Here is a 14,964-nt window from a genome sequence, read left to right on the forward strand (position 1 = left end):
ACGGCATTGCGCCGTGGAAGATGGCGCTTTCTACTCAGTGCTGTTCGTCAGGCTTTTTCTTCAGTTTCGGATTCGGAAAAAACTGCACCGCCTGAACCTTGGTGTCCGCAGGCTTGAGCGCGGATGTGTTGACCCGAGTGCCCAGTTCCTTGGGAACGGACAGACCTTGTTCATTCAGCGTATCGGAATAACCGCAGGCCACGCACTCGCGATGCGGTACATCGTCTTCACTCCACATCATCAATTTGTCCGGCTCGCTGCAGGCCGGGCAGACCGCGCCGGCGATAAAGCGTCGTTTGGTAATCACGGGACCCTCACTCATGCTGCCGCGCCCTCACTCAGGCCGCTGTGGCGCAAGAGTGCGTCAATCGAAGGCTCACGACCACGGAAGTCGACGAACAGCACCATTGGCTCCTGGGAACCGCCGCGCGCCAGGATGGCTTCACGGAACGCCCGGCCGGTATCGGCATTGAGCACACCTTCTTCCTCGAATTTCGAGAACGCATCGGCCGAGAGCACTTCAGCCCATTTGTAGCTGTAGTAGCCCGCCGCGTAACCGCCGGCGAAAATGTGCGCGAAGCTGTTAGGGAAACGGTTGTAGGCCGGAGGGCGCATTACCGAGACCTCGTCGCGCACGCCTTCAAGCACTTGCAGCACGCGGCGACCGTCACCGTGGGTGGCGTGCAGTTCGAAGTCGAACAGCGAGAATTCCAGTTGGCGGACCATCATCAGGCCGGACTGGAAGTTTTTCGCCGCGAGCATTTTCTGCAGCAGGTCCTGGGGCAGTGGTTCACCGGTTTCATAGTGACCGGAGATCAACGCCAGCCCCTCGGGCTCCCAGCACCAGTTTTCCATGAATTGGCTTGGCAGCTCGACCGCATCCCAGGCCACGCCGTTGATGCCGGACACGCCGGCATGTTCGACGCGGGTCAGCAGGTGATGCAGGCCATGACCGAACTCGTGGAACAGGGTGGTGACTTCATCGTGGGTCAGCAGCGCAGGCTTGCCGCTGTCGGCCGGCGTGAAGTTGCACACCAGGTTGGCCACCGGGCTCTGCAGCACGCCCTCGGCGGTGCGACGACGATCACGGGCACCGTCCATCCAGGCACCACCGCGTTTGTTGGCGCGGGCGTACAGGTCGAAGAAGAAACGGCCGACGTGCTGGCCGTTTTCCTTGATTTCGAACAGGCGGACATCCGGGTGCCAGGAATCAAATCCTTTTTGCTCGGCGATCTCGATGCCGTACAGACGCTGAACGATGGCGAACAGCCCACTGAGCACCTTGTCGATCGGGAAGTAGGCGCGCAGGGCTTCCTGGGCAACGCTGTAACGCTGCTCGCGAAGTTTTTCGCCATAGAAGCCGCTGTCCCAGCTTTGCAGGTCCGGGCAGCCCTGTTCGGCGGCGTAAGCCTTGAGCTGTTCCAGGTCCTGGGCGGCGAACGGTTTGCTGCGCTTGGCCAGGTCGCGCAGGAAACTCAGTACCTGATCGCTGGATTCAGCCATTTTGGTGGCCAGGCTCAGTTCCGAGAAACTGGCGAAACCCAGGAGTTTTGCCAGTTCCTGACGCAGGTCGAGGATTTCCTGCATGACCGGGCCGTTATCATTCTGGCCGGCATTCGGGCCCTGGTCCGACGCGCGGGTGCAGTAGGCGGCGTAGACTTCCTCGCGCAGGGCGCGGTCGTGGGCGTAGGTCATCACCGCGTAGTAGCTCGGGAATTCCAGGGTGATCAGCCAGCCATCGAGGTCCTTGGCTTGCGCGGCGGCGGCCATTTGCGCCTTGGCCGAATCGGTCAGGCCGGCGAGTGCGGCCTCGTCGGTGATGTGCTTGGTCCAGGCCTGGGTAGCATCCAGCAGCTGGTTGGAGAAGCGGCTGCCCAGCTCCGACAGTTTGCTTTGCACCTGGGCGTAACGTTTCTGCTCGGCTTCCGGCAGGTCGATACCCGATAGACGGAAATCGCGCAGGGCGTGTTCCAGGATAGTTTTCTGCGCTACGTCGAAACCGCCTGCTTCCGGGCTGTTGGCCAGGGCCTCATAGGCCTGGAACAGTTCACGGTTCTGGCCCATTTCGGTGGAGTAGGCGCTCAACGCCGGCAGGCAAGCCTCGTAGGCTTCGCGCAGTTCGGCACTGTTGCACACGGCATTCAAGTGGCTGACCGGACTCCAGGCCGCACCCAGGCGGTCGTTGAGCTCGTCCATTGCCAGCACCAGCCCGGCCCAGGTCGGTTGTTTGCCCTGGGTCTTGAGGATCTCGATAATGGCGGCGCGGTTGTCAGCCAGGATCTGTTCAATGGCCGGTTGCACGTGCTCGGCACGGATCGCGGAGAACGGCGGCAGGTCGTAGGACTGCAAAAGAGGGTTGTTCACGCTCACGGTTGGCACCTTGGCTGGAAGAAACATGCAGCCATCTTAATTACAATCGACGCTCACCGCAGCTATCAGCAACAGAGAGAAATCCTATCGTGAACCTTCGCAAGTACCAGAATCACACGCCATTGCTCGGCAAGGGCGCTTTTGTCGACGGCTCGGCGGTGGTGATCGGCGATGTCGAGATCGGTGAAGACAGCTCCGTTTGGCCCCTTACGGTGATCCGCGGCGACATGCACCGCATCCGCATCGGTGCGCGCACCAGCGTGCAGGATGGCTGCGTACTGCACATCACCCATGCCGGGCCGTTCAACCCCGATGGCTTCCCGTTGCTGATCGGCGATGACGTGACCATCGCCCACAAAGTCATGCTGCATGGCTGCACCGTGGGCAGCCGGGTGCTGATCGGCATGGGCAGTATCGTCATGGACGGTGCGGTGATCGCCGACGACGTCATCATCGGTGCCGGTAGCCTGGTACCCCCGGGTAAACGCCTGGACAGCGGTTTCCTGTATGTGGGCAGCCCGGTGAAACAGATCCGGCCGCTGACCGACAAGGAACAGGCCTTTTTCACCTACAGCGCGGCGAACTACGTGAAGCTCAAGGACCTGCATCTGGCCGAAGGCTACGACCGGATCTGAAACGTCTCGCTATTGCCCAGGAATTTTCATGCATTACCAAACCGTACTGTTCGACCTTGATGGCACCCTGACCGACCCACGCGAAGGCATTACCCGTTCGATTCAGTTTGCCCTGGGCAAGCTGGGCATCGATGAGCCCGACCTGACCAAACTCGAGCACTTCATCGGCCCGCCCTTGTTACAGGCCTTCATGCAGTTCTATGACTTCGACGAGGCCAGGGCCTGGGAGGCGGTGAACTTCTATCGTGAACGCTTCAAGGTCACCGGGCTGTACGAAAATCGCGTATTCGACGGGGTCACGCCGTTGTTGGAAATGCTTGGCGGGCAAGGGCGACAGCTGTACATCGCGACCTCCAAGCCTTGGGTTTTCGCCCGGGAAATCGCTCGGCATTTCGACTTCGCCAGACACTTCAAGGTGATCTACGGCAGCGAACTGGACGGCACCCGGACTAACAAGGTCGAACTGATTGCCCATCTGGTGGCCGAAGAGGGCCTGGATCCGGCCAATACCCTGATGATTGGCGACCGCAAGCACGACCTGATTGGTGCGCGCAGCAATGGGCTGGATGTGGCGGCTGTTGGGTATGGGTTTGGCAGTCGGGAAGAGTTAAGCGCAGAAGCGCCGACCTATCATTTTGAAACGCTGGATGAGATGCATCAGGCGTTTTTGCAGCGTTGATCAGAACGCCTTCGCGGGCAAGCCCGCTCCCACAGGGTATTGCGTCGTCGACACCAATTACTGTGTGAGCGGGCTTGCCCGCGAAGAGGACCTCACCGCCACCGAGGATTCAGGATCCAGCCAACTCCTTCAACGCCGTCTTGCGCTCATCGACCGGCAACGCCCCCAACTTCTTGACCTGCGCATAAAACCTCACCCAATCCCCGCCCTCTTGCCTGAACAACGCCGCAAAGGCCGGCACCCACTGGTCATACAGGCCAAACGGCAGCAACCGCGCATTGTTCATCGGCGCATTGATCCACGCGTCATAACGTTTGTCCCCGGCCCATTGGCTGTCACGCAGCTGTCGGTATTCGCTGCGCAGGCGCTCGAATTCCGCTGCTTTTCGCTGGCGCATTTGCTCAGGCGGCAGCGGCAGGCCGTACAAGTTTTCCAGCCGGGTGCGGGTATCCAGCACCAGCGCAATGAACTGCTCCCGTTGTTGCGACAGCAAGGTGCTGTCCGGCGGCAGGCCCCGAAACGCCCGCCATTGGCGGGTGCCTTCCTGCTCGACGAAGGTGGCGAATGACTCGTTGAACTCAGTGTCGTCCTTCACATAAACGCGCTGGTGCGCGAGCTCATGAAAGATCAGCGTGGCCAGGCGCTCATCGCCCCAGCCCATCATGGAGTTCATGATCGGGTCGTTGAACCAGCCCAAGGTCGAATAGGCCTCCACGCCGCCGATGGACACGTCCATGCCTTGCAGGCGTTGCACTGCCGCCTCGCCGCGAGCCGCGCCCTGGCTGTAGTAGCCGCGATAGGCCACGCAACCGGCGATGGGGAAGCAGTGGTTTTGCGGTTTCAGGGAAAATTCCGGGGTGACAAACACGTTCCAGACGACATAGGGGCGGCCAATGTCGGCATACAAGCGGTAACTCTGATTGTCCGGCAGGTGCAGTTGCTGGCTGGCGAAGGTACGGGCCCTTTGTGATTGGGCCAGGTGCGTACGCAATTTCTGATCGCGCTGTGGATCGGAAATTACCCGGGCAACGGGCTCCCGTGCCCGCAGCAGTTGCAGCTGGCCACTCGCCAACTGACTGTAGTAGCTGATGCTGGAACAACCGTTGAGTAACAAAAACAACACACCCGGAAACAAAATGCGTAAAACGCGATCAAGTAACCCATGGCTTCGACGCGGCCTGATCAAAATAAAAAATCCCTGGAGAGTCTGCTCGCAAGACTATCCCGCTTGACTGGAGCTCCGCTATGCGCAAGTTGATGCTGACGGGAGGCCTGCTGACGCTGGCCGGTTGTGCCGGATTCGGATTACCTCACCATGATCCGACGCAAGCCTGGATCGATCTGGAATCCCATCACGAAGACTCGGCCCTGGTGGCGCTGGAGGTGGACAACAAAGCAGCCACCGACAAGCGCTATTTCGAGGTTCAACCCGGCAGCCATGAGCTGACCGTTCGCTACCAGTTCCCGGTCCAGCCCACCAATATCGGCCCCAATGCGGAACCGCTGTGGCGTGACTGCCAGATGAATGTGAAATTCAGCGACTTCAATGCGGGCGAGCGCTACCAGCTGCAAGCGGGGAATATCGGCTTCCGGCCATGGGCCAAGCTTTATGATCAGCAGCGAAAAGTGATTGGCCAGGGCACACCGGCGGGCTGCCAACGAACCTGATCGGCGCTATTCTGAGTATCCCGACATTGGGACATTCATCATGCGCAGGATGATGCTGTTACTCGCCGCAAGTGCAGTGGCCGGCTGTTCGTCGCCGATGCCGGCGGCCAATCCCAATATGGCGTGGGTCGACTTCTCTACGCCATTCCCCAACGATAAATTGCTGATGGGCGAGCGATTGGATAACCAGCGCTTGCGCGACGGACGATTTTTCCAGGTCACTCCCGGTAGCCATGTGCTCACCGTGCGCTTCGATTTCGAGGTGCCAGGCGGGGGCTCGGACTTGTTCGGCGGCTCCACCGAGCGGCTGTGCTACATGATCATCAAATACGATCATTTCGAAGCCGGTCAGCGATATCTGCTGCAAGCCCGCTCCATGGCGTTCACCCCTGAAGCACGCCTCTATAACGCCAAGCGCGAGATCGTCGCCGAAGACAGCCAGGTCAATTGTGTGCCGTAGGAGCGGTCAGCGGTCATTCTTCTGGTAGATGATTTTTTTGGAGCTGCCGTCGCACGAGCCTACGACCATGTTCTGATCGTGCACTTCGTCATTGGTCACGATTTCCAGGGTATAGGACGTCACCCCCCGGGCCTGGATCTTGGCTTCGATTTCGGCCTTGAGTTCTTCACAAGGTTTGGGTGCCGCCAGGGCCGAAGTGGCCAGGGCGCAACAGATAACCGCCAAGGCAAAACGTTTCATGGTTGAAGCTCCTTCAGGCAGCGCGCACAGGTCATGCGTTTTTGCTGCTGTCATTTATTCGACCACAGTTTTGCCCGGCAAATCTTACATAACGCAAAAAAGATCGCAGCCTTCGGCAGCTCCTACAGGGCTGCGATCTTTTGGATTCAACTGACTAAAGTCGCATCCAGGCTGATTTTCGCGTTCAGCACCTTGGATACCGGGCAGCCCTCCTTGGCCTTGTTGCTCAACTCATCGAATTGCGCCTGGCTCGCGCCGGGGATTTTTGCCTTGAGAATCAATTTCACCGCCGTGATTGCAAAACCACCCTCTACTTGATCCAGGGTCACTTCGGCGTTGGTGTCGATGCTGTCGGCCTTGAGGCCGGCGTCGCCGAGAATCATGGAAAACGCCATCGAGAAACAGCCCGCGTGGGCTGCGCCGATCAACTCTTCCGGGTTGGTGCCCTTGCCGCCTTCAAAGCGGGCCTTGAAGCCATACGGCGCGTCCCTGAGCACACCGGTTTCGGTGGAAATCGAGCCGATGCCGGTTTTCAGATCGCCTTCCCAGTGGGCCGATGCTTTCTTTGTGATAGCCATGCCTGTCTCCTCAAGATCCGGCGCGAAGCGTCGCGCCGTTGTGGTTTCGTTCGCTAGGGTTCTGAGGATAGACCGGGCAGCAAAGTTCAGCGCATCTGATCGCAGCGTCATTTTGTCAGTAAATTTCTCTGTGCTATTGAATCTCGGGTATATGCCCTCATTGCATGAAACACGCTTATGGATTCGGCAGGTTTTCGTTTGTATCAAGAAACCTGCGCCCTCAATTGGAGAAGCAGGTTCATGAAACGACTGTCCGATATCAAGTTTTCGACCCTCGATCTGGTACCCGTTCGGGAGAACGGCAGCGCCGCGCAATCGTTGCGCAACTCGCTGGACCTGGCGCAGCACGTCGAGAAATTCGGCTATAACCGCTTTTGGGTGGCCGAACACCACAACATGGACGGCATTGCCAGTTCCGCGACCTCCGTGCTGCTCGGCTATCTGGCCGGTGGTACCTCGACCATTCGTGTCGGTTCTGGCGGGATAATGCTGCCCAACCACGCGCCACTGGTGATCGCCGAACAATTCGGCACGCTGGAAAGCCTGTATCCGGGGCGCATTGACCTGGGGCTGGGCCGTGCGCCTGGTTCCGACCAGATGACTGCCCGCGCACTGCGCCGCGAGCGCTCCGGCAGTGCCGACGACTTCCCGGAAGACGTGGCCGAACTGGTGCGTTATCTTGGCCCACGCACACCGGACCAGCGCATCATCGCGATGCCGGGCACCGGCACCAATGTTCCGATCTGGCTGCTGGGCTCAAGCCTGTTCAGTGCGCAGCTGGCAGGCGAACGCGGTTTGCCCTATGCCTTCGCCTCGCATTTCGCTCCGCGCTTCATGCATGAGGCTATTCGTGTCTACCGCAATCATTTCAAACCTTCGGCCGTGCTGGACAAGCCTTACGTGATGCTTGGCGTGCCGCTGGTGGCCGCCGACACGGATGAACAGGCCGACTATCTGGCGACCTCGGTGTTCCAGCGCATTCTCGCCCTGATGCGTGGCCAGAGCCTGGTGCAACGTCCGCCGGTGAAAACCATGGACGGGCTATGGCTGCCTCATGAGAAGGAAGCCGTCAGTGATTTCCTGGGGCTGGCGATGATCGGCAGCCCGCAAAAAATCCGCGCCAGGCTGGAAGTGCTGATCGAGCAGACCCAAGCCGACGAGCTGATTTTCACCTGCGACCTGTACGAACACGCGGACCGTCTGCATTCCTATGAGCTACTGGCGCAGGTCATGAAGGGCTGAGCAAGCTAACCGCAAAAAGCCGACGCGATGGCGTCGGCTTTTTGCTAGCAATTGGTTGGGGCCACCGTTTGTCGGGGCTATCGCTTGTAGACTATTTCCTTGCTGCCCTTCTCGCAGGTGCCAACGATTTTTCCGCCAGACGCACTGCCTTTATCGACAATTTCCAGCGAATAACCGGAAACGCCCTTGGCATCGAGCCTTGCCGCGATCTCGGCTTTCAATTCTTCGCAGGACTTGCCGCCTTCAGCGAAGGCAGTACCCGCCAGGCTCAACAAGCCTACCGCCAAAATAAACTTCTTCATCGGTCGCATTCTCTGGTCGGATCAAAAAAAGGCATCCAGCCATTGGCCGGAAACGCATCTAGCGCATTGCCATTCCCTATGGCACTCGGCCAGCGCGCAAGTTCAGAAGACTAGACAAACCTCAACTGCTGGCAATCCGGAACCCGACCTTGAGCGTCACCTGGAAGTGCGCAGCCTTGCCGTCCTTGATGTGTCCGCGGGTTTCGGTCACTTCAAACCATTCCAAGTGCTTGATACTTTTGTTGGCTTCGGCCAAGGCGTTGTTGATCGCGTCTTCGATACTGCTGGTGGATGAGCCGACGAGTTCGACTTTCTTATAGGTGTGATGGTCAGTCATGGCGTTCTCCTTAGGGTGTGAATTACAGCCTAGCAGTGATTTTCCGTCTTACTGCCTTCGGTCGGTGCGACATGGATGCTCACATTTACTGCACTTTCTCGAGTCCCTGAAGTCCCAACCAACACACGCCACTCATCAACAATGCAGGAGAGCCACCATGGCCAACAGCTCGTTACGTAAAGCCTCATTGCAAAGCATGGAAGCGGAGATCGAGAGTCTGCTCAAATCCTTGGAAAGCCTGAAGGACGACGCCTCGGACGAGTCGCGTAAAACCCTAAAGGTGTTGAAAGGCAATGCGGAGAACGCTTTGAGGCATTCGCGCCATCTGCTCACCGATGCCTATGAAGAGGTCAAGGTCAAAACCCGTGAGACCGGCATTGCCACTCGGGACTACGCGCAGGAGCACCCTTGGACGACTGCCGGGGTTGCTGTCGGTGCGCTGGGCCTGCTGGCGGCCTACCTGCTGTTTAAACGCGGGGAATGATCGGTCTGGCGCAGCTCATTCTTGAGCCATTGCGCCAGTTGCCTGGCGCGCCCGTCCGCGGCGCGCTTGGGTAACCACAAGGCCAGGTGAGCGGGGGTTTCACAAAATCCCCATGGGGCAACCAGGCGACCCGCCTTCAAATCCTCGGCCACCAACGGCTCGGGGGCGATCGCCACGCCCAGCCCGGCCACGGCTGCTTCCAGCAAATAATACAGATGTTCGAACCCCTGACCGTACTTCAACGCCTTGGCGTCGAGGTCGCTTTGCTGCGCCCAACTGGGCCAGGCTTGCGGACGCGAAGTGGTGTGCAGCAACGATTCAGTGAGCAGCGCCTGGGCCGGCGCCGTTTGCAGGCGCTCATATCCGGCGAACCGTGGGCTCATGACCGGGCCGATCCGTTCGCTGGCCAATTCGAAGACCTGCATGTCCGCGGGCCAGGGTGGCTCGGCAAACACCAGCAGGGCGTCCAGCCCCGGGCGACGGGGATCGAGATCGCCTTCACCGGCTGACAGGTGCAGGCGCAGGTCGGGCAGGTCGGCGTTCAGCCGTCCCAGACGCGGTATGAACCAGCGCGCCAGCAGGCTTCCCGAGCAGCCGAGGACGAACGGCGCATCCGCGGTGCTTTGCGTGAGTTCGGCGCACACGCTGCGCAAGCGCTCGAACGCTTCGCCGCTGGCGTCACGCAAACGCATGCCGGCATCTGTGAGTTTCAGGCCGCGCCCGTCCTTGATGAACAGACTCACGCCGAGGTGTTCTTCAAGCACTTTCAGCTGCCGGCTGACCGCGCCATGGGTGACGTGCAGCTGTTCGGCAGCCTGACTGACGCTGTTCAGGCGGGCCGTGGCTTCGAAGGCGCGCAGGGCGTTCAACGGTGGGAGGTCGTGGCTCATTTGATCTGTGAGTTTTCCTGACAGGTTGCAGCGATCTTATCGGTTTTCAGCCCGGGGCGTCAGGGGGTAGAGTGGTGCCCATTGTATTCCTACGCAATTCAACTGGAGCGCCCCATGACCCAGACTAATCTGCGCAACGGCCCTGACGCCAACGGCCTGTTTGGCGCGTTCGGCGGCCGTTATGTTGCCGAAACCCTGATGCCGTTGATCCTCGACCTGGCTCGTGAATACGAAGCGGCCAAGGAAGATCCTGCCTTCAAGGAAGAGCTGGCCTACTTCCAGCGCGATTACGTCGGTCGTCCGAGCCCGCTTTATTTCGCCGAGCGCCTGACCGAATTCTGTGGCGGCGCAAAGATCTATCTCAAGCGTGAAGAGCTCAACCACACCGGCGCGCACAAGATCAACAACTGCATCGGCCAGATCCTGCTGGCGCGGCGCATGGGCAAGAAACGCATCATCGCCGAAACCGGCGCCGGCATGCACGGCGTGGCGACGGCCACCGTGGCCGCGCGTTTCGGCCTGGACTGCGTGATCTACATGGGCACCACCGACATCGAACGCCAGCAGGCCAACGTGTTCCGCATGAAGCTGCTGGGCGCCGAAGTGATCCCGGTGGTGGCCGGTACCGGCACCCTGAAGGATGCGATGAACGAAGCCCTGCGCGACTGGGTGACCAACGTCGACAGCACCTTCTACCTGATCGGCACCGTGGCCGGTCCGCACCCTTACCCGGCGATGGTTCGCGACTTCCAGGCCGTGATCGGCAAGGAAACCCGTGACCAGCTGCAAGCCCAGGAAGGCCGCCTGCCCGACAGCCTGGTGGCGTGCATCGGTGGTGGTTCCAACGCCATGGGCCTGTTCCACCCGTTCCTGGACGACAAGAGCGTCGAGATCATCGGCGTGGAAGCGGCCGGCTACGGCATCGAGACCGGCAAGCACGCGGCCAGCCTGAACGGCGGCGTACCGGGTGTACTGCACGGCAACCGCACCTTCCTGTTGCAGGATGACGATGGCCAGATCATCGACGCCCACTCGATCTCCGCTGGCCTCGACTACCCGGGCATCGGCCCGGAACACGCCTGGTTGCATGACATCGGCCGTGTCCAGTACACCTCGGTGACCGACGACGAAGCACTCGCGGCCTTCCACCAGTGCTGCCGCCTGGAAGGAATCATTCCTGCCCTGGAAAGCGCCCATGCCCTGGCTGAAGTGTTCAAGCGCGCGCCGACCCTGCCCAAGGATCACCTGATGGTGGTCAACCTGTCTGGCCGTGGCGACAAGGACATGCAGACCGTGATGCACCACATGGAACACTCTCAACAAGAGCCATCCAAGCAGGAGAAACACTGATGAGCCGCCTGCAAACGCGTTTTGCCGAACTCAAGGAACAGAATCGCGCAGCTTTGGTGACTTTCGTTACCGCTGGCGACCCGGGCTATGACACCTCCCTGGCGATCCTCAAGGGCCTGCCAGCAGCGGGCGCCGACGTGATCGAGCTGGGCATGCCCTTCACCGATCCGATGGCTGACGGCCCGGCGATCCAGCTGGCCAACATCCGTGCCCTGGAGGCCAAGCAGAACCTGGCGAAAACCCTGGAAATGGTTCGTGAGTTCCGCAGGGACAACAACGAAACGCCCCTGGTGCTGATGGGCTACTTCAACCCGATCCACAAATTCGGCGTGCCGCGGTTCATTGCCGAGGCGAAAGAGGCGGGTGTCGACGGCTTGATCGTGGTCGACATGCCTCCCGAGCATAACGGTGAACTGTGCGACCCGGCCCAGGCCGCGGGCATCGATTTCATCCGCCTGACCACACCGACCACCGATGATGTGCGTCTGCCAACCGTCCTCAACGGCAGTTCCGGGTTTGTGTACTACGTGTCGGTGGCCGGTGTGACCGGTGCGGGCGCGGCAACCCTGGAGCACGTCGAAGAAGCGGTGGCGCGTCTGCGTCGCCATACCGACCTGCCGATCAGCATCGGTTTCGGCATCCGCACGCCGGAGCAAGCGGCGAACATCGCGCGCCTGGCGGATGGCGTGGTCGTGGGTTCGGCGTTGATCGATCAGATCGCCAATGCCACGACTGCGGAGCAAGCGGTTGATGGCGTTTTGAGCCTGTGCTCGGCGTTGGCCGATGGCGTGCGTAAGGCCCGTGTCAGCTGAAGGTAAAGTTCCTGATACAGAGGAATTAGAGCCTCCCAACACAGACTAACCAGCAAGACCGAGGGCTTCAGGACCATGTTCTGAAGCCCTTTTTGCTGCAGGTGTTCTGAGGAAAGACCCAATGAAAATGCCGAAACGTCTGATTGCCAGCCTGGGTGTGCTGATGCTCAGTGCCACCCCGTTGCTGCACGCCAGCGCCGATCAGCGCGACGATCATGACCACGGCGGCCCGCAACAGGGCCATTACGATAACCGTGACAATGACCATCGTGGCGGGCAGGACAATCATCGCGGTGGGCCGCCTCCTCGGGACTTTGCCCCGGTGCGTCAGACGATTCATGACCAGCGCGAGTATTTCGTCCGTGGTGCGCCGTTGCCACCAGGCATTCATCTGGAGCGTGGCCGGCCGCTGCCCCGTGGTTATTACGGAGAACGCCTGGATAACAGGGCGTTGGAGCGACTGCCGTATTACCCGGGTTACGAATGGCGTCGTGCGGGCGGGGATGTTGTGCTGATTGCTGCGGGTACGGGGATTGTCTACGAGGTGTTGCAGGGCGTTTTGTATTGATGGGGCCAGCGTGAAAAGATCGCAGCCTTCGGCAGCTCCAGGAGGCTGCGATCTTTGCTTTTATGACCTCAAGGCAACTCCAATCCACCCGATGCCTTGTGCAACTTGCGCAAATGTTCGCCAATCTGTCTCACGTTGGCTTCGTTGGCCGCCATTTCCGCTGCACGGTCTGGATCGAGCAGTGCCCTGACTTCCTTGTCCAGATCTCCGGTCAACGCCTGAAGCTGCTTCTGCCGCAGGCTGGTTTCCGATTCCAGGCGTTGCCATTCAGCAGGTTGCGGCAGGCCATAACCGCCGCTGCCGAGCAGTTCCGCCGGGCGACTGAGGAAACCGCTGTTGTCGAGAATTTGCCTTAGTGTCGCGTTGGCTTTGTCCATTCCGCCGTTTTTCAGCTCACGGGCCCCAAGGTAACGTTGTTTCACCTCATCCTGGGCCAGGAGCAACTGCTGGCGATAGCTTGCCTGCTCGAGCAAGAGCAAGGCCGCGCTGGTGCGCAAGTCTGCCTGATCGAACCATTGGCGGCGCTCTGCTGCAGTCAGGGACAACCAGTCTTCGACCTTTTCCTGTTTGATCGGCAGGCGCTTTCTCAACACCTCGAACATCGCTTGATAGCGATCGCGGAAAGAGTCGAAGCGATAACCCAGGCGAAGGGCTTCACGCGGGTCGTCCAGCACGCTGGTATCCGCCAGCCCGCGGCCCTTCAACACTTCCAGCAAGCCATTGGGCATGATGTTGTCCAGGGCAACCAGTTTTGAGTTGTTGGTGCCCCCACGCAGCAGCTTCAGCTCTTCCACGGCGCAGTTGTTCGACAGGAAGAAGTAGTTGCCGTCGTAACTCCAGTGCATCTCGGCGGCACGCTCCACCACGTTTTCAATCTCGTCACGCGACAGGTTCAGTGGCACGGAGGCGAGGCTGCGCAACTCGGTCTTGGTGTATTCGTCGATCACCTGGGCCAGTGGCAACACGAACAGGCGGGACGGGTATTTACCCACCAGGCCATCCCAACTCGATAGCTGCACGTCGCCCACGAATGCGCGGTAGGACAGTACCAGGTGCTGGTCCAGGTCCAGGCGGCAATCCGGCCCGCGGGGTCTGCCCGGGGCGCAGATCACCAGGCGCAACATGCTGTGGCCCCAACGGCTGACCCAGTTCTGGTTGGCCTCTGCCAGCAAGTAGTCGACGGCGTAGACCCGCTCCGGATCGACCTGGCCCAGGGGGGTCTTGGCGAAGTCATTGCCGGCGTTGAGGAATGCGAAGGTCCTGGCGCAATCGCCTTTGGCGGCGGGAGCCCAGCCGAAGTGCTCCTTGTAGTAGCGGTACAGCGCCGGGCGACGACAGGCGTAGCTCGGGTCGAGGAGGAAATACTCCATGTTGACCGCGACGAATTCCTTCGGGCTGCTGATCTCGTAGATGTCCGGGCTGCGGGCGATCTGGCGGTTGTGCTGTTCGCGCTCGCCACGCCGGCCAACGTATTGCTGCCAACCGGCGAGGTCGAGCAGGCGCGGGTCATCACTGAGTGTGAAGCGCCGGCCCGATTGGCCACGGCATTGGTCGGGAATGCCCACCAGCCCCGAGCTGCTCTCCTGGCGGGTGCAGCGTTGAATCAACGTGCGTTCCGACGTAGGCCACAAGCGCGAGCGGTCATAAATGTGAGTCAGCTCGTGCAACACCGTGGCCAGCAGTTCCCGGCGCACAGTGCCATGGGGGCGATTGGTTTTTTTGCTCGCCGCACTGCCGTCGGTGAGGCTGGCCAGCAGTTTGCGATTCAGGTCGAGTTCGGATACCGGCGACGCCTGGCCATAGGCATCGCTGCGCATGTCATCGGTCCAGCCGACATCGATGCGCCGATCGAGTTGCTCGATGAACCGCGGCGGCAATGCCTGCATGGCTTCATCAAGCAACGCCTGGCTGGCCTGTTGTTGCGCGGGGCTCAGGCCTTCGGTCTTGAGGTGCAGTTCGAGGTCGGCGTGGGCCGTGCTGCCAAACAGCAGCACGACCCCGGCCAACAGCAAGGCAGCTGGCGACCTCACAGTGCGAGGATGGCTTCGGCGAGATCCTGGTCACTGGCATCGCGGGCTTCCGGAACGCGAGTGCGCAACAAATTGAGAGCGGATTCCAGGTGCGCGCCACGAATATCGCCGTTGCTGGCGACGAAGCTCGCAGCATCGTCCTGGGCTTCGCGGACGATTTTCGAGTCGCGGATCGACGTCGTCGTGTCGGAAGTGAAGTCCAGTGTGCGCTGGGTGGCACGAATGAGGATGTTGCTGGTGGCAACCAGGGTTTGGGCCTGGGCCACATCAGCCAACAACAGCAGGCCAAGGGTGGCAACAATCAGCGGGTTACGCATGG

19 protein-coding genes are annotated in these 14,964 nt (G+C 60.4%); 9 read left to right on the plus strand and 10 right to left on the minus strand.

All coding sequences use genetic code 11. From position 1 onward, the window contains the following. Nucleotides 1–34: 34 nt before the first annotated feature. Together DKB71_RS01105 and prlC are read right to left on the minus strand one after the other, a co-directional pair. Nucleotides 35–322 carry a YheV family putative zinc ribbon protein gene (locus tag DKB71_RS01105; protein WP_046818691.1) on the minus strand — a complete coding sequence of 96 codons (288 nt, stop codon included), beginning with the start codon at nucleotides 320–322 and terminating at the stop codon, nucleotides 35–37. Beyond that, nucleotides 319–2,370, minus strand: coding sequence for an oligopeptidase A (gene prlC / locus DKB71_RS01110; RefSeq protein ID WP_408599405.1), 2,052 nt, complete (start codon nucleotides 2,368–2,370; stop codon nucleotides 319–321). The genes DKB71_RS01105 and prlC overlap by 4 nt, the downstream gene beginning before the upstream one ends. A gap of 89 nt (nucleotides 2,371–2,459) precedes the next feature. Between prlC and DKB71_RS01115 the strand changes: the two genes are divergently transcribed. Together DKB71_RS01115 and DKB71_RS01120 are read left to right on the plus strand one after the other, a co-directional pair. Beyond that, the gene (locus tag DKB71_RS01115; protein ID WP_408599406.1) at nucleotides 2,460–3,005 is read left to right on the plus strand and encodes a gamma carbonic anhydrase family protein; all 546 of its coding nucleotides are present in this window, start codon (nucleotides 2,460–2,462) and stop codon (nucleotides 3,003–3,005) included. 28 nt (nucleotides 3,006–3,033) lie between these two features. Beyond that, complete coding sequence (locus DKB71_RS01120; protein WP_408599407.1) at nucleotides 3,034–3,684, plus strand: HAD family hydrolase; 651 nt, start codon at nucleotides 3,034–3,036, stop codon at nucleotides 3,682–3,684. Between the two features lie 109 nt (nucleotides 3,685–3,793). Here the strand turns inward: DKB71_RS01120 and DKB71_RS01125 are convergent, their stop codons facing one another. Next, nucleotides 3,794–4,870: an aminopeptidase gene (locus DKB71_RS01125; protein WP_408599408.1), complete on the minus strand. Its 1,077-nt coding sequence runs from the start codon at nucleotides 4,868–4,870 to the stop codon at nucleotides 3,794–3,796. Between the two features lie 59 nt (nucleotides 4,871–4,929). Between DKB71_RS01125 and DKB71_RS01130 the strand changes: the two genes are divergently transcribed. Together DKB71_RS01130 and DKB71_RS01135 are read left to right on the plus strand one after the other, a co-directional pair. Further along, nucleotides 4,930–5,352 (plus strand): hypothetical protein, encoded by a 423-nt coding sequence (locus DKB71_RS01130; protein WP_408599409.1) that lies wholly within the window; start codon nucleotides 4,930–4,932, stop codon nucleotides 5,350–5,352. Nucleotides 5,353–5,392: 40 nt separating this feature from the next. Next, nucleotides 5,393–5,812 (plus strand): hypothetical protein, encoded by a 420-nt coding sequence (locus DKB71_RS01135; RefSeq protein ID WP_323609105.1) that lies wholly within the window; start codon nucleotides 5,393–5,395, stop codon nucleotides 5,810–5,812. Between the two features lie 6 nt (nucleotides 5,813–5,818). Here DKB71_RS01135 and DKB71_RS01140 read toward each other — a convergent pair whose 3' ends face one another. After that, a complete protein-coding gene (locus DKB71_RS01140; protein WP_408599410.1) occupies nucleotides 5,819–6,052 on the minus strand; it encodes a DUF1161 domain-containing protein in 234 nt (77 codons plus the stop codon). Between the two features lie 146 nt (nucleotides 6,053–6,198). After that, nucleotides 6,199–6,630 (minus strand): OsmC family protein, encoded by a 432-nt coding sequence (locus tag DKB71_RS01145; RefSeq protein WP_274073853.1) that lies wholly within the window; start codon nucleotides 6,628–6,630, stop codon nucleotides 6,199–6,201. A gap of 240 nt (nucleotides 6,631–6,870) precedes the next feature. Between DKB71_RS01145 and DKB71_RS01150 the strand changes: the two genes are divergently transcribed. Then, entirely contained in the window at nucleotides 6,871–7,872 is a 1,002-nt protein-coding gene (locus DKB71_RS01150; protein WP_274073854.1) for an LLM class flavin-dependent oxidoreductase, read from the plus strand. Between the two features lie 77 nt (nucleotides 7,873–7,949). Here DKB71_RS01150 and DKB71_RS01155 read toward each other — a convergent pair whose 3' ends face one another. Both DKB71_RS01155 and DKB71_RS01160 read right to left on the minus strand, forming a co-directional pair. Next, entirely contained in the window at nucleotides 7,950–8,174 is a 225-nt protein-coding gene (locus DKB71_RS01155; protein WP_408599411.1) for a DUF1161 domain-containing protein, read from the minus strand. Between the two features lie 121 nt (nucleotides 8,175–8,295). Continuing rightward, complete coding sequence (locus DKB71_RS01160; protein ID WP_010465710.1) at nucleotides 8,296–8,511, minus strand: dodecin; 216 nt, start codon at nucleotides 8,509–8,511, stop codon at nucleotides 8,296–8,298. Nucleotides 8,512–8,668: 157 nt separating this feature from the next. Between DKB71_RS01160 and DKB71_RS01165 the strand changes: the two genes are divergently transcribed. After that, nucleotides 8,669–8,995: a YqjD family protein gene (locus DKB71_RS01165; protein WP_077185133.1), complete on the plus strand. Its 327-nt coding sequence runs from the start codon at nucleotides 8,669–8,671 to the stop codon at nucleotides 8,993–8,995. On the opposite strand, the gene DKB71_RS01170 is transcribed toward DKB71_RS01165, so the two are convergent. Further along, nucleotides 8,968–9,885 carry a LysR family transcriptional regulator gene (locus DKB71_RS01170; protein WP_274073856.1) on the minus strand — a complete coding sequence of 306 codons (918 nt, stop codon included), beginning with the start codon at nucleotides 9,883–9,885 and terminating at the stop codon, nucleotides 8,968–8,970. The two genes, DKB71_RS01165 and DKB71_RS01170, sit on opposite strands and share 28 nt — an antisense overlap. A 114-nt stretch (nucleotides 9,886–9,999) precedes the next feature. On the opposite strand from DKB71_RS01170, the gene trpB reads away from it, so the two are divergent. From trpB to DKB71_RS01185, 3 genes are all read left to right on the plus strand, one after another. Then, nucleotides 10,000–11,235 (plus strand): tryptophan synthase subunit beta, encoded by a 1,236-nt coding sequence (gene trpB, locus DKB71_RS01175; RefSeq protein WP_323609102.1) that lies wholly within the window; start codon nucleotides 10,000–10,002, stop codon nucleotides 11,233–11,235. Then, entirely contained in the window at nucleotides 11,235–12,047 is an 813-nt protein-coding gene (gene trpA, locus DKB71_RS01180) for a tryptophan synthase subunit alpha (RefSeq protein WP_408599412.1), read from the plus strand. The genes trpB and trpA overlap by 1 nt, the downstream gene beginning before the upstream one ends. 121 nt (nucleotides 12,048–12,168) lie before the next feature. Beyond that, nucleotides 12,169–12,615: an anti-virulence regulator CigR family protein gene (locus DKB71_RS01185; RefSeq protein ID WP_274073859.1), complete on the plus strand. Its 447-nt coding sequence runs from the start codon at nucleotides 12,169–12,171 to the stop codon at nucleotides 12,613–12,615. A 68-nt stretch (nucleotides 12,616–12,683) separates the two neighbouring features. Here DKB71_RS01185 and DKB71_RS01190 read toward each other — a convergent pair whose 3' ends face one another. Next, nucleotides 12,684–14,645, minus strand: a complete 1,962-nt coding sequence (locus DKB71_RS01190; RefSeq protein WP_408599413.1) for a DUF4105 domain-containing protein — start codon at nucleotides 14,643–14,645, stop codon at nucleotides 12,684–12,686. Next, nucleotides 14,642–14,962: a DUF2388 domain-containing protein gene (locus tag DKB71_RS01195; RefSeq protein ID WP_020798084.1), complete on the minus strand. Its 321-nt coding sequence runs from the start codon at nucleotides 14,960–14,962 to the stop codon at nucleotides 14,642–14,644. The genes DKB71_RS01190 and DKB71_RS01195 overlap by 4 nt, the downstream gene beginning before the upstream one ends. Nucleotides 14,963–14,964 lie beyond the last annotated feature (2 nt).

The organism is Pseudomonas sp. PLMAX, assembly GCF_046042685.1.
Classification (GTDB): domain Bacteria; phylum Pseudomonadota; class Gammaproteobacteria; order Pseudomonadales; family Pseudomonadaceae; genus Aquipseudomonas; species Aquipseudomonas putida_AE.